This is a genomic window from Rubrivivax gelatinosus (genome assembly GCF_004340905.1).
Lineage (GTDB): Bacteria > Pseudomonadota > Gammaproteobacteria > Burkholderiales > Burkholderiaceae_C > Rubrivivax > Rubrivivax gelatinosus.
In genome coordinates this window covers 101,794-114,315 of sequence record NZ_SLXD01000002.1, presented here as the reverse complement: position 1 = coordinate 114,315, position 12,522 = coordinate 101,794, and the positions used below count along the sequence as shown (strand labels likewise).

Here is a 12,522-nt window from a genome sequence, read left to right as displayed (position 1 = left end):
GGCGCGGCGGCACATCGGCGTCGGCGTTAAGCGCGCTTTAAAGGCCGCGCCGAACACTCGGCCTGGAGCGGCGGCGCCTGAACCGCCGCCGCCACCCAGGAGACTGCCGATGTTCCAGCCCCTCGCCGCGGCCGCGCTCGCGGCCACCCTCGCCACCCTGCCTGCAGTCGCGGCAGCCCAGTCCGCGCCCCCGGCAGGTCGCCTGCTCGCGTCCAACTGCTTCCAGTGCCACGGCACGAACGGCAAGGGGCCCGGCTTCGACCGCCTGGCTGGCAAGTCCGCCAGCGAGATCTACGAGGAGCTGGTGGAGTTCAAGCTCGGCCGCGAGGACGAGGGCGGGCTGATGTCCAGACACGCCCAGGGCTACACCGACGCCCAGCTGCACGCCATCGCGCAGTACCTTTCCACGCTGCGCTGAAGGAGACGACGTGATGAAACGACGTCTGATCCTTCAGGCCGGCGCCTCGGTGCTCGGTGGCGTGCTTCTCGATGGCTGCGGCGGCGGTGGCGGCGGGTCGGACCCGGCAACGCCGCCGGTGACGGCGAAGTCGCGTGTGGTCGTGGTCGGCGGTGGCATGGCCGGCGCGACGGTGGCCAAGTACCTGCGCATGTGGGGCGACGCCGTCGAAGTGACGCTGGTCGAGCGTTCGGCCAGCTACACCTCCTCGATCATGAGCAGCCTGGTGCTGACCGGCCAGCGATCGATGTCCTCGCTGTCGTTCTCGTACGCCGCGCTGCGTGAGCGCTGGGGCGTCGAGGTGCTGACCGACACCGTGACCGCGGTCGACCCCTCTGTGCCCAGCGTGACGCTGGCCTCGGGCCGCACGCTCGTCGCCGACCACGTGGTGCTGGCGCCGGGCATCGAGTTCGACACCGTCGCCGGCCTGGACGATCCGGACCGGATGCCGCATGCCTGGAAGGCCGGCGCCCAGACCTCGCTGCTGGCGCAGCAGCTGGCGGCGATGCCCGCCGGCGGGGTGGCGATCCTGACCATCCCGCCGACACCCTACCGCTGCCCGCCCGGACCCTACGAACGCGCCTGCCTTCTCGCCGACTGGCTGCGCGTGAACAAGCCGGGCAGCAAGCTGCTGGTGCTCGACGCCAACCCGGGCATCGTCGTCGAGCAGGACAACTTCACGCGCGCCTTCGAGCAGCTGCACGCCGGCGTCGTCGAGTACCACGGCGGCGTCGCCATCGACCACGTGGACAGCGCGACGATGACGCTGCACACCAACGGCGGCGCCTTCGCTGCCGACGTCGTCAACCTGATCCCGCGCCAGCGCGCCGGGGCGCTGATCGCGAGCGCCGGCCTGGCCAACGACGCCAGCGGGCGCTTCGCCGCGGTGGATGTGCTCGACTACGCCAGCACGCTGGCCCCGCGCGTTCACGTCATCGGCGACTCGGCGGCGACGACGCAGCCCAAGGCCGGGCACATCGCCAACCAGGAAGCCAAGGTCTGTGCCGACGCCATCGTGCGCCGGCTCGCCGGCGGCGCACCCGACCCGGCGCCGGTGACCAACTCGTCGTGCTTCTCGACGATCACGATGGACCAGGCCTCGTGGCTGCACGCGGTCTTCCAGTACGACGCCGCCAGCGCGACGATGAAGTCGGTTGCGGCGGCCACCGGCGCGTCTTCGGGCTGGAACCGGGACCACTACGAGGACATGCACACCTGGTTCGGCTCGCTGATGTCCGACAGCTTCGCCTGAACGGCCCCGGCCCGGGAGGCTGCGCTGCGGGAAGCCCGGCGCGGGCACATGCCTTGCCGACAGGACCCCCCATGCAACGTCCGCCCTCCCCTCCGGTCCCTGGTGGCCTGCACCTGCTCGACGCGACGATGTTCCGCACGCCCGGCGCCAGCAGCGGCGTGCAGCGCGTGCTGGCGGCCAAACGCGAGGGTCTGCTCGCGCGCGGGTGGCGCCACACCGTGCTGGCGCCCGGCGCGCGCGGCGACGGCGAGATCGACTGCGGCGGCATCCCGATCCCGGCTTCCGGCGGCTACCGGTTCGTGCTGCGGCGCCGCCACGCGGCACGGCTGATCGAGCAAGCCGCGCCCGACATCGTCGAAGCGGCCGACCCCTACGTGCTGGGCTGGGCCGTGCTCGACGCGAGTCAACGCCTGAAGGTGCCTGCGGTCGCCTTCTGCCACAGCGACCTGCCGCGCTGGATGGCGCGCCTGGCCGGCGGCGCGCACGGCCAGGACGGCCTGCGCGGCCGCCACGCCGAGCGTCACGCGGCGGCCTACCTGGCCCGGCTGTACGAACGTTACGACCTCGTGCTCGCGCCCAGCCGGGCGATGACGAAACGCCTGCACGAACTCGGCGTGCCGCAGGCGCAGCACCAGCCGCTGGGCGTGGACTGCACGCGTTTCACGCCCGCGGCGAACTCGCCGCGCTGGCGCCACGAGCTGCTGGCGCGGCTCGGGTTTCCTGCCACGACCCGGCTTTTCGTCTATGCCGGCCGCTTCGCGCCGGAGAAGAACCTGGACCTGCTGGCCGAGGCCGTCGACCGCCTGGGCCCCGGCCATGTCCTCGTCGTGATGGGCGACGGCCCGCGCGTGCCGCGTGGCGAACGCCTGCGCTGCCTGCCGTCCAGCCGCGACACGCGCCGCGTGGCGCGCCTGCTCGCCAGCGCCGACGCCTTCGTGCACGCCGGCGACCAGGAGACCTTCGGCCTGTCGGCACTTGAGGCGATGGCCTGCGGCACGCCGGTCGTCGTGCACGCCGCGGGCGGGCTGGGCGAGCTCGCGCACGGTGTCGGGCTGACGGTGCCTTCGCGGCGCGTGGACGTCTGGACCGAGGCCTTGCGGGCCGCCGTCGGCGACGGCGCGCGGCCGCTGGCCAGCGCCGGCCTGGCGCGGGCTCGCGCCCACGACTGGGACGTCGTCGTCGAGCAGCTCGCCGCGCGCTACCGCCTGGTGATGCGTGACCATCGGCGTGCGCAGGCGCCGGGCGCGCTGCTCGCGCCGCCGCAGCTGTCGTGAGCGTGCTCAGCGGGCCCGAGCGGCGGCACGTGGCGGTCGTGCTGCACGACGTCGCCGATTCCCGCTGGGCCGGTTGTGCACGCGTCATCGCCCAGGCCCAACGCATCGCGCGCGAATGCGGCGTGACGCTGCCCTTGACGCTTCTCGTGGTGCCGCGCATGCACGGCGAGCCGGCGTCGCCCGAGTTCGTGCACTGGCTGCGGCGCCAGGCGCGAGCCGGGCACGAGCTCGCGCTGCACGGCTACACCCACCGTGACGACGGGCCCGAGCCCGCCGGCCTCGTCGAACGCTGGACGCGGCGCTGGTACACCGCCGGGGAAGGCGAGTTCGCCGCGCTCGACCGCGAGCAGGCAGCCGAGCGCCTGCAGCGCGGGCTGGACTGGGCCGAGCGCGAGGGGCTGCCGATCACCGGCTTTGTCGCACCCGCCTGGCTGCTGGGCGACGAAGGCCGCGAGGCGGTGCGTGCCGGGCCGTTCGCCTACACCTGCACGCTGGCGCGGGTCGTGGCCCTGCCCGGCGGCCAGACGCTGCATGCGCCGAGCTTCGTCTTCAGCACGCGTGCGGCCTGGCGCGTGCACGCCTCGATCGCCTGGAACGAGCTGCTCGGGCTGAGCCAGCGCCGCGCGCTGCTGCAGCGTTTCGAGCTGCATCCGGCGGACTGCGACTCGTCGGCCGTCGCGCTGTGCTGGGCCGCGCTGCTGCGCCGGGCGCTGCGCCGGCGCCAGGCGCTGACGCTCGGCGACGCGGCGGCGATCGCGCGCCGGCTCGGCACGTCGCCTGCCACGGCGGCGTGATGAAGAACCCGCCTTCCGCCACGCCGCACGCGGTGCTCGTCGCCGGCGCCGCCGGCTTCCTCGGCAGCCACCTCTGCGAACGCCTGCTCGAACGCGGCTGCCGCGTGCTCGCGCTCGACGACCTGTCCTCGGGCGACCTGCAGCACCTCGAGCACCTGCGCCGCCATCCGGCGTTGCGCTTCGTGCGCCACGACATCACCGAGCCGCTGCCCACCGAGGCGCGCGACTGCGAGCGCCTGTTCAACCTCGCCTGCCCCGCGAGCCCGGCGTATTACCAGCGCCACCCGGTGGCCACGGTGCTGTCCAGCGCCGTGGGCGTCTGGCGCCTGCTCGAGCTGGCGCAGCACACCGGCGCGCGGCTGCTGCACGTGTCCACCAGCGAGGTCTACGGCGAGCCGCAGGTCCACCCCCAGCCCGAGGCCTACTGGGGCCACGTGAACCCGGTCGGCCCGCGCGCCTGCTACGACGAAGGCAAACGCTGCGCCGAGGCGATGTGCCTGGCCTACGCGGCCGAACGCGGCGTCGTCGTTCGCATCGCACGGCTGTTCAACGCCTACGGCCCGCGGCTGCGGCCGGGCGACGGCCGCGTCGTCAGCAACTTCATCGTCCAGGCCCTGGCCGGGCGGCCGCTGACGGTCTATGGCGACGGTCTCCAGACACGCAGCTTCTGCTACGTCGACGACACCGTCGACGGCCTGCTGCGGCTGATGGATGCCGGCTTCACCGGCCCGGTGAACCTCGGCAACCCGCAGGAGCGCACGATGCTGGACCTGGCCGAGCGCGTGCTGCGGCTTGCCGGCAGCCGTTCGCGCCTGGTCTTCGAGGCCTTGCCGGCCGACGACCCGACGCGCCGCTGTCCGGACATCACGCTCGCGCGCCACCACCTGGGCTGGGCGCCGCGCGTGCCGATCGACGAGGGGCTGGCACGCACGATCGAGTACTTCCGCGCGCTGTCGGCCCAAGCCGGCGCGCGCCGGGCTCAGGGCAGCGTCTCGCCGTCGGCGGCGTATTCCTTGAGCCGGTTGTAGAGCGTCTTCAGGCTGATGCCGAGGACCGCGGCGGTGCGTTCCTTCTGGTGTTTGTAGTGGCGCAGCGTGGCCTCGATCAGCGCGCGCTCGGCCTGCGCCATCGAGGTGCCGATGGGCAGCGTGACGACCTCGATCTGCGGCACCGAGGTCGGGGGCCGGAGTTCGGGCGTGGCGGCCGCCGCGGGCGCCGCGGCCGGTGCCGGCGCGACCGGCGCCGGGCCGCCGCGGGGCAGCCACTGGTCGTCGATCAGCTCGCCTTCAGCCATCACGTAGGCCCGCTGCACGGCGTTGCGCAGCTCGCGCACGTTGCCGGGCCAGTGGTAGGTGGCCAGCCGTTCGAGTGCCTCCGGGCTGAGCTGGCGCCGGCGCCCCTCCTGCTCGTTGATGCCCTCCAGGAAGTGCTGCGCCAGCAGGCCGACGTCGGACAGGCGCTCGCGCAGCGGCGGCAGCTCGATGGGGAAGACGTTGAGCCGGTACAGCAGGTCCTCGCGCAGCTTGCCGGCGGCCACCGCCTGGTAAGGCGGGCGATTGGTCGCGGCGATGATGCGCACGTCGGCCTCCTGGCTGACGGTCGAGCCCACGCGCATGAAGCGCCCGGTCTCGAGCACGCGCAGCAGCTTGACCTGCAGCTCCAGCGGCATCTCGGTGATCTCGTCGAGGAACAGCGTGCCGCCGTTGGCACGCTCGAAGAAGCCCAGATGCTGGCGGTCGGCGCCGGTGAAGGCACCTTTCTCGTGGCCGAAGATCTCGCTTTCGATCAGGTTGGGCGAGATCGCGCCGCAGTTGACGGCGAGGAACGGCCGCTGGCGCCGACGCGACAGGTCGTGCACGGACTGCGCCACGACTTCCTTGCCGGTGCCGCTCTCGCCGGTGATGAAGACCGTGACCGCGGTGCCGGCAACGCGCGAGATCTGCTCGTAGACACGCAGCATCGGCGCCGATTGGCCCCACAGGTGGCCGAATCGGCCGCGCGAGGCCAGATCGGCATTCAGCGTCTCGACCTCGGCCTTCAGCGCCGAGGGTTTCATGAAGCGGGCCAGCACGCCTTCGAGTTGGCGCAGCGCGATCGGCTTGACAAGGTAGTCGGCGGCGCCCAGACGCAGCGCCTCGATCGAGGTGTCCAGGCTCGCGTGGCCGGTGATCAGCACGATCTCGGAGTTGGCGATCAGCTGCGGGTCGGCGAACAGGTCCATCCCGCTGCCGTCGGGCAGCTTGAGGTCCAGCAGCACCAGGTCGGGCTGCTGCATCGCGATCTGGCGGCGTGCGTCGCGCAGCGTGTGCGCGACCGCCACCGTGAAACGTTCGCCGGCCACGAGTTCGCGCAGCGTCATGGCCGAGTCGAGGTCGTCGTCCACGATCAGGGCATGGTGCATCGGCATGGATGTGTGACGCCTTGTCGGCGCAATGGCGGGATCAGGGACAACGGATCATCGGCGACACCGGCATTGCCGCACGCGATGCATCGTGCAGCCTTGTATCGGCGTGTGTCGGGCCGCTTGGCGGGTCTGCACGCCCAGGGGTGCAGCTGATTTCACAGGCGACACCGGCGCAGCGCAAGGCTCAGCCGTGTCGACGGTAGGCGTATGCGGCGCCGAGGGCGCCGCGGCCTCGCTCAGTGGCGTGCAGGCATCGGGGGCGGAGGTGCCCCCGGTTCGCCGATCGGCGGGATCTCGGTCGGCGTGGGCGGCTCGATGATCTCCGGCGGTATGTCGTCCGGCCGCGGGGTCGGCGGTGGCGGCGGGACGGTCTCGGGCAAGGGTTGCGGAACGTGAAGTCGCAGCGGCCGGCTGCGGCGGAACTCGCACATGATCATCGGCAGGTCTCCCGTGTGGAGACCCCGGGCGGCAAGCGCCGTGCCGGCCTCGCGGGCATCCTGATTGCCTCGAGGCGGTCATGAACACCCCCCTCTCCCCGGCACCGCCAAGCCCGCCACGTACGCCTCGGCCGGCGCCAGAAGACGCATCCGTCGCGGGTGAAGAGGATCCCGGCGCCGCCGTCGACGACGGTGCCGGCAGGCCGCCGGTGCCGGACGTCCCGGTCGATCCGCGTCGACCGGCCGACGCGCCGGGGTCAGCCGGCTGAACGCGGCTCTGCGTGGTCAGCGGCTGGCCTCGGAGGCCGGGTCCATGGCCGCGCCGGCCGTGCTGTCGGAGCCGGTGCTGCCCGGCATCGTCCCGGTTGCCCCGGGCGTGACGGTGCCGGTGCCGCTGGCATCGGCGGGCGGCGTCGAGGTTCCGGTGGTCGGCGGCGTCGGTTCGGGTTCGCGACGATCGCAGGCGGTCAGCGCGAAGACCGAAGCGGCCAGCAGCGTGGTCAGCGCCGCGACGCGGCGTGCACTCGTGGGTGAATTCATCGGGGGGTCCGGAGGTCTGGGAGCCGCACGCGGGCGGCGGTCTGTGCCCGCCTGAGCGGGCACGGTGAAGACACGGTCAGGCCGGGCGCCCGTAGGCGGGCGGCGCGACCGCCGGCGGCGGCGCGTGGTGCGCGCGCGGATGTGGCGTGCGCATCAGTTCCAGCAAGGACAGGATCCACGGCGCGCCGAGGATCCACAAGGGCAGCAGTCCGCCCCAAGAGCCGTTCATTTCCATGGCGTTCTCCTTGGCGGCCGGAACTGGCCGCGACAATGTGCTGCGGCAACGCTCATGCCTGCCGCGCGGCGCTCATCGCGCGGCCTGGACGCTGTCACGAAGCGCGCGTGCGCCCTGCAGGTGCTCCCGCAGCGTCGGCAGCGTGCGCGTGGCGAAGGCCTTGATCTCGGCGTCTTCGCCCCGCCGGCTCTGAGCTTCGAACAGCTTCACCGTGCGCTCGTGGTCGTCGACCATGGCCTCGGCAAAGCCGCGGTCGAACTCGGCACCCTGCAGCGTGCCCAGGCGCTCCATCGTGCGCCGGTGGCGGCGGTCGGAGTCGGTGGGCGTGCCGACGCCACGCGCTGTGGCCAGGCGGGTCAGTTCCTCGTTGGCCCGGCCGTGGTCGGCGACCATGCGCTCGCCGAACTGCCGCACCGGGGCGCTGCCGCCGCGCTCGCGCGCCATGCTGCCGAGGGCGACCTCGGCCATGCCGCCGGCGGAGGCTTCCTCCAGGAAGCGGCGGTCGCCGCGGGAGACCTCGCGGTCGGCGGGCGCCGCGGACGCGCCGGGCGGTGGCGCGGTCGGGGCGGTCTGCGCTGCGGCTGCGCCTGTGCCGGCAGCCAGGGCGAGAGCCAGTGCAATACGGATGGGGCGCAAGGGGCGGGTATCGGTCATCGTCGTGTCCTCGGGTCGTTCGTCCCCGGACCGACGGCAATCGACGTGCGCGACCTTCAGCCCGATGCCGGCAGCAGTCCGTGCGCGACCAGCAGGGCCTGCAGCGCCGCCGGATCCAGCGGCTTGACGAGGTAGCCGTCGAAGCCGGCACGCCCGGCGGCTTCGCGGTCGGCATCGGTGTTGTAGCCGGTGAGAGCGAACAGCCGCGTCGGGGCTCCCGCGGCGCGGGCCGCGCTGGCCAGCGCGTGGCCGTCCAGTCCGGGCAGGCCGAGGTCGACCAGCGCCACGTCCGGCGACGCGCTGCGGATCGCCTCCAGGCCCGACGGCCCGTCGACCGCGGTGCGCACGTCATGGCCTTCGAGTTCCAGCAGCGTCGCCAGCATCTCGCGGCTGTCGGCGTTGTCCTCGACGATCAGCACGCTCAGCGCACGGCCCGGTGCGGGCATCGCGGGCGCAGCCGGCAGCGCCTGCGACGGTGAGGCCTTCGCCAGGCGTACCGTGAAGACCGAACCGCCCAGATCGCCGCCGTTGGCGGCCTCGACGCTGCCGCCGTGCAGCGCGACGATCTGCTGCACGATCGCCAGCCCCAGGCCGACGCCGCCAGGCGAGCGGTCGATCGGGCGCGCGCCCTGCGAGAACGAGTCGAACACGCGGGGCAGCAGTTCGGGCTCGAGCCCCGGGCCGTCGTCGGCGACCTCGAGCACGGCCTGCTCGCCCTCGGCGTGCAGGCGCACGCGCACCCGGCCGCCCGCAGGCGTGTACTTGCAGGCGTTGTCCAGCAGGTTGGCGACGACCTGCTCGAGCCGCACCTCGTCGCCTTCCACCCAGACCGGCTCGCAGCGCAGTTCGATCGTGAGGCCGTCGGCGCGGCCGGCGGCCTCGAAATGCGTTCGCACGTGGCGCACGAGCGTCGACAACTCCACCGGGGCACGCTCGATGCGCAGCTTGCCCGATGCGAGGCGGGTGGCGTCGAGCAGGTCGTCGACCATCTTGCGCAGGTGGCGCGTCTGGCGCTCGACGACCTCCACCGCGCGGCGCCGCTCGGGCTCGGCGCCCTGCGCACGTGACAGCACCGCGGCTGCGGAGGCGATGGCGCTGAGCGGGTTGCGCAACTCGTGGCCGAGCATCGCGATGTACTCGTCCTTCGCCCGGCTGGCCGCCTCGGCGATCGAGCGTGCACGCGTCTCGCTGGCCAGCGCGCGCGCCTGGGCCTCGTCGCGCGCGCGGCGCGCGTCGGCAGCTTCCTGCACCTTCTGGCGCACGGTGGCGGCGTCGACGTTCTCGAGCCGGCGGTCGCTGACCTCGGCCGGGGCGCCCGCGATGCCGGCGGCCATTTCCAGCACGCCGGCCATCGCGGCGGCGATGCGATCGCTGATCACGGCCGCCAGCAGCAGCGCGGCGATGGTCGCCGCTGCCAGCGACACGACGGTCACCAGCGTGGTCTTGCGCACGGTGCCGTCCAGCACCGCGACCGGCACGCCGCTGGCCAGTACCCAGCCCGAGCTTCGCAGCCGGCTGAACGCGCTGAAGTACGGCGTGCCGTCCAGGCTGCGCACCGTCATCGCGCCCTCGTCCTGGCCGTGCGTGGCCTGGCGGAACTGCGCCAGCGAGGGCTGGCCGACCCATTGCGCGTGGTCCAGCGTCCGTGCCGCGATCCGCCCGTCGCGGTCGCTGAGCGTGACCGTGCCGGGGCCGGGGACGGCGTAACGGCGCAGGAAAGCGATCCACTGCGCGTCGCCGATGCTCACCACCAGCACGGCCGGCACGCCGCCCGGGCGCGCCACCGGCACGGCGAGGTAGCTGCGGTAGTCGCCGGCCGGGCCGTCCAGCAGGCCAGAGGCATGGCTGCGGCCGGAGCGGCGCACCGCATCGAGAACCGTGGCCGGGACCGGGGGCTCGTCCAGGCCGTCGCGGCTCAGCTGCCAGTTCGGGCCGCTGCCGGTTGTCTCGTGCAGGCTGATCGCGCGCCACAAGGGCTGGCTGGCGAACAGCGCTCCGGCATCGGAGCGGTCGACGAGTCCGGTGCCGGCCTTCGGACCTTCGGCCAGCCGCTCGAGCACGCTGAACCCGGCTTCGATCTGGCTGTCCAGCGCCAGCCGCACCGCGGCGACGCGCTCGCGCAGGCGTTCTTCGTGTTCGTGGCGCTGGACGGACTGCAGCTGCACCAGCGTCGCGCCGGCGAGCAGCGCAATCGGAACGACGAGGGCGACGACGAGCGCCAGCAGCTGCGAGCGTATGCGCACCGATCAGCCGCCAGCGAAGCAGGCGCTGGCGCGGCGGATACGAGAACCCATCGAACTTCTCCTGCGATGCCGCGAACGGCGGCCCGCGCAGTATCGGGCAGGCGCCATGCGAACGCGGCGAGGGCCTTGCGCGCGCGCGGGGTTGCGGGCCGTGCGCTGACGCGGTACGAGTCCACGTGGCAAGTGGACGTGGATGCTGCGCCGCAGCAATGCTCTGGTATAAAGGGTAAACCCTGAAGAGAGCGTCACATGAACCGAACCCTGCTCGTGCTCGCGGCCTGCGCGCTGACCATCGCGGCCGCCCAGGCGGCCGATCTCGGCTACCACCCGGCGCTGGGGCAAAAACGCCCGGTCGCCTCCGGCATCGACCCCTCGACCTTTATTCCCGGACATCCGGCACGCGGTGCCACCGGGCAGGCGCCGGCGAGGGAAGCCGCCGTCGCCCAGGCACCCGCCTCCGCGGCGCAGGCACACTGACACCGGCGGCTCCATGCGTGTGGCCATCGCCGTCGATGAGACGATGCAGCAGATCTCCGGCCATGCCGGGCAATGCAGGCACTGGCTGATCTACGACTGTCGCGCCGGCCAGGCGCTCGCCGAACCGGCGGCAGTCGAGCTGACGCGCGAGCAGCTGCCGCACCATTTCAAGGACGACGGCCCCCATCCGCTGCAGGGTTGCGAGATCCTGGTCGTCGGCAGCGCCGGCGACGGTTTCGTGCGCCACATGGCCGGCTGGGGTGCGCAGGTGCTGCGCACGGGCGAGCGCGATCCGCGTCTGGCGCTGCAGCGGCTGATCGCCGGCGAACCGGCGGTCGACACCCGGCCCGACCTGTCGCTGGTCCTCTGCAAGCTGCGCGACCTGTTCTCGCGCCACTGAGTGCTTGACCGGCCCGGCGTGCCGGGACAGGATGGGGCACGCCGATTCGCTGCCGTCCGACGATGAACCCCTCTTCCTCCGGTCCTGTCAGGTCCTGGCTGGCTGCCCTGCTCGTGCTCGCGCTGCCGCTCGGCGGCGGTTGCGCGACGGCAGCCGATGGACACGTCACCGTCTTCGCGTCGGCGGGCACCCGGCAATGCGAGCCCGCGCCAGCCGACCCGATGGCGGCGGCGCTTGCCCGGCTGTCGGCGGCCGGCGTCCAGGCGAGTGCACCGCGCTGCGGCCACGACGGCCGTGTGCGCGCCGCGATGTGCGGCATGTCAGACGGACGCATCCTGGTCGTCGACGTGCCGCAGGCCGCGCTGGATCAGGTGCGTGCGCTCGGTTGGCGCCTCTTGAGCGAACTGCCCGACGCACGCGTGCAGGCCTGCGATTGAAGCGGCGCGGCGCCGCCGCGCTCAGTGCAGGAACTCCAGGCGCGACGCCCAGCGGCTGCTGCCGTCGGCACCGACCCGGCGAGCGGCCGCACGGTCGTCGTGGAAGGCCCGCCCGCTGACCACGACCACGAGGTTCGGGTTCCGCGACACGGCCCGCGCGCGCACGATCGTCTGCGCCAGGCGTTCGAGCCGGTGCGAACGCCGGAACGACGGGCTGAGCGAGACGCAGAGCACGTCGAAATGGCGCGCCGCGACGATCGACTGCAGTGCGGCGTCGGTCTCCGGGTACTCCGACTGGGGCAGCCAGCCGGCCTGCCACAGCGACTCGGCGTCGAGCGCGGCACCGAGCATGTGCGGTTCGCCCGGCAGCGGCACGACCAGCGCCGCCCGGCCGGCGTGTCCGGCCACGCGGGTACAGCACCCGTCGAGCTGGCGCAGTTCGGACAGGAGGCGGCACAGGCCGATCGTGACCTCGGCTTCGGAGCAGTCGTCGACGGCCCACAGGTCGCCCAGCCGCCTCGCGGCCGGTTCGACGAGTCCGGTGAAGAGACGGTGCAGCGAACCATGGCCGGCATAGTGGTCGCACAGCAGTTCGCGCACGCCGGCCCCGGTGGGGCCGACCAGCCGCCGCGCCAGTTCGACGGCACGGCGTTCGTCGACACAGGCCGGCAGCGACTGATGCCAGGCGACGAGCCCGGGCAGCAACACGGATTCGATCAGGCGCGACACGTCGGCGTGGCCGCGTGAAGCCCCTGCGGACGAAGGGCCCAGGCGCAGCGGCGAGGGCGTGGCGCACGCCCCCAGCACGACACCGCCAGCGAAAGCCGGCACGCCGACCGGCAAAGCGATCACCGAGGCGCGCCGCCGCGTGGAGGCACTGCGAAGCTGATACCACAGTCGGGCGAGGCGGTCGGCTGG

Annotated in this window: 14 protein-coding genes; 8 read left to right on the top strand and 6 right to left on the bottom strand. The window is 73.1% G+C overall.

The features are described 5' to 3' along the window. Nucleotides 1-109 precede the first annotated feature (109 nt). The 5 genes from EV684_RS03705 (at nt 110) to EV684_RS03685 (ending at nt 4,805) form a co-directional block, all read left to right on the top strand. A complete protein-coding gene (locus EV684_RS03705; protein ID WP_132644865.1) occupies nt 110-418 on the top strand; it encodes a c-type cytochrome in 309 nt (102 codons plus the stop codon). Between the two features lie 13 nt (nt 419-431). Beyond that, nucleotides 432-1,709 carry an FAD-dependent oxidoreductase gene (locus EV684_RS03700; RefSeq protein WP_132644864.1) on the top strand — a complete coding sequence of 426 codons (1,278 nt, stop codon included), beginning with the start codon at nt 432-434 and terminating at the stop codon, nt 1,707-1,709. A gap of 71 nt (nt 1,710-1,780) precedes the next feature. Continuing rightward, nucleotides 1,781-2,983 carry a glycosyltransferase gene (locus EV684_RS03695; RefSeq protein ID WP_132644863.1) on the top strand — a complete coding sequence of 401 codons (1,203 nt, stop codon included), beginning with the start codon at nt 1,781-1,783 and terminating at the stop codon, nt 2,981-2,983. Then, nucleotides 2,980-3,777: a DUF2334 domain-containing protein gene (locus tag EV684_RS03690; RefSeq protein WP_132644862.1), complete on the top strand. Its 798-nt coding sequence runs from the start codon at nt 2,980-2,982 to the stop codon at nt 3,775-3,777. Before EV684_RS03695 ends, EV684_RS03690 begins: the two co-directional genes overlap by 4 nt. Further along, a complete protein-coding gene (locus EV684_RS03685) occupies nt 3,777-4,805 on the top strand; it encodes a UDP-glucuronic acid decarboxylase family protein (protein WP_132644861.1) in 1,029 nt (342 codons plus the stop codon). The genes EV684_RS03690 and EV684_RS03685 overlap by 1 nt, the downstream gene beginning before the upstream one ends. Here EV684_RS03685 and EV684_RS03680 read toward each other — a convergent pair. The 5 genes from EV684_RS03680 to EV684_RS03665 form a co-directional block, all read right to left on the bottom strand. Then, on the bottom strand, nt 4,757-6,178 hold the full coding sequence (locus tag EV684_RS03680) for a sigma-54-dependent transcriptional regulator (protein ID WP_132644860.1): 1,422 nt from the start codon (nt 6,176-6,178) through the stop codon (nt 4,757-4,759). The two genes, EV684_RS03685 and EV684_RS03680, sit on opposite strands and share 49 nt — an antisense overlap. Before the next feature lie 725 nt (nt 6,179-6,903). Continuing rightward, nucleotides 6,904-7,158, bottom strand: a complete 255-nt coding sequence (locus EV684_RS03675; RefSeq protein ID WP_132644859.1) for a hypothetical protein — start codon at nt 7,156-7,158, stop codon at nt 6,904-6,906. A gap of 76 nt (nt 7,159-7,234) precedes the next feature. Further along, the gene (locus EV684_RS23910; protein WP_165908387.1) at nt 7,235-7,393 is read right to left on the bottom strand and encodes a hypothetical protein; all 159 of its coding nucleotides are present in this window, start codon (nt 7,391-7,393) and stop codon (nt 7,235-7,237) included. A 72-nt stretch (nt 7,394-7,465) separates the two neighbouring features. After that, nucleotides 7,466-8,047 carry a DUF4142 domain-containing protein gene (locus EV684_RS03670; RefSeq protein WP_132644858.1) on the bottom strand — a complete coding sequence of 194 codons (582 nt, stop codon included), beginning with the start codon at nt 8,045-8,047 and terminating at the stop codon, nt 7,466-7,468. Between the two features lie 56 nt (nt 8,048-8,103). Beyond that, nucleotides 8,104-10,290, bottom strand: a complete 2,187-nt coding sequence (locus tag EV684_RS03665) for a hybrid sensor histidine kinase/response regulator (RefSeq protein ID WP_132644857.1) — start codon at nt 10,288-10,290, stop codon at nt 8,104-8,106. A 249-nt stretch (nt 10,291-10,539) separates the two neighbouring features. On the opposite strand from EV684_RS03665, the gene EV684_RS03660 reads away from it, so the two are divergent. The 3 genes from EV684_RS03660 to EV684_RS03650 all read left to right on the top strand — a co-directional run bounded on the left by EV684_RS03660 (nt 10,540) and on the right by EV684_RS03650 (nt 11,604). After that, nucleotides 10,540-10,767 carry a hypothetical protein gene (locus EV684_RS03660; RefSeq protein WP_132644856.1) on the top strand — a complete coding sequence of 76 codons (228 nt, stop codon included), beginning with the start codon at nt 10,540-10,542 and terminating at the stop codon, nt 10,765-10,767. 13 nt (nt 10,768-10,780) lie between these two features. Further along, nucleotides 10,781-11,167 (top strand): NifB/NifX family molybdenum-iron cluster-binding protein, encoded by a 387-nt coding sequence (locus EV684_RS03655; protein WP_132644855.1) that lies wholly within the window; start codon nt 10,781-10,783, stop codon nt 11,165-11,167. 62 nt (nt 11,168-11,229) lie between these two features. Next, nucleotides 11,230-11,604 (top strand): hypothetical protein, encoded by a 375-nt coding sequence (locus EV684_RS03650; protein WP_132644854.1) that lies wholly within the window; start codon nt 11,230-11,232, stop codon nt 11,602-11,604. Nucleotides 11,605-11,625: 21 nt separating this feature from the next. Here EV684_RS03650 and EV684_RS03645 read toward each other — a convergent pair whose 3' ends face one another. Continuing rightward, nucleotides 11,626-12,333 (bottom strand): cobalamin B12-binding domain-containing protein, encoded by a 708-nt coding sequence (locus EV684_RS03645; RefSeq protein WP_243651033.1) that lies wholly within the window; start codon nt 12,331-12,333, stop codon nt 11,626-11,628. Between the last annotated feature and the right edge of the window lie 189 nt (nt 12,334-12,522).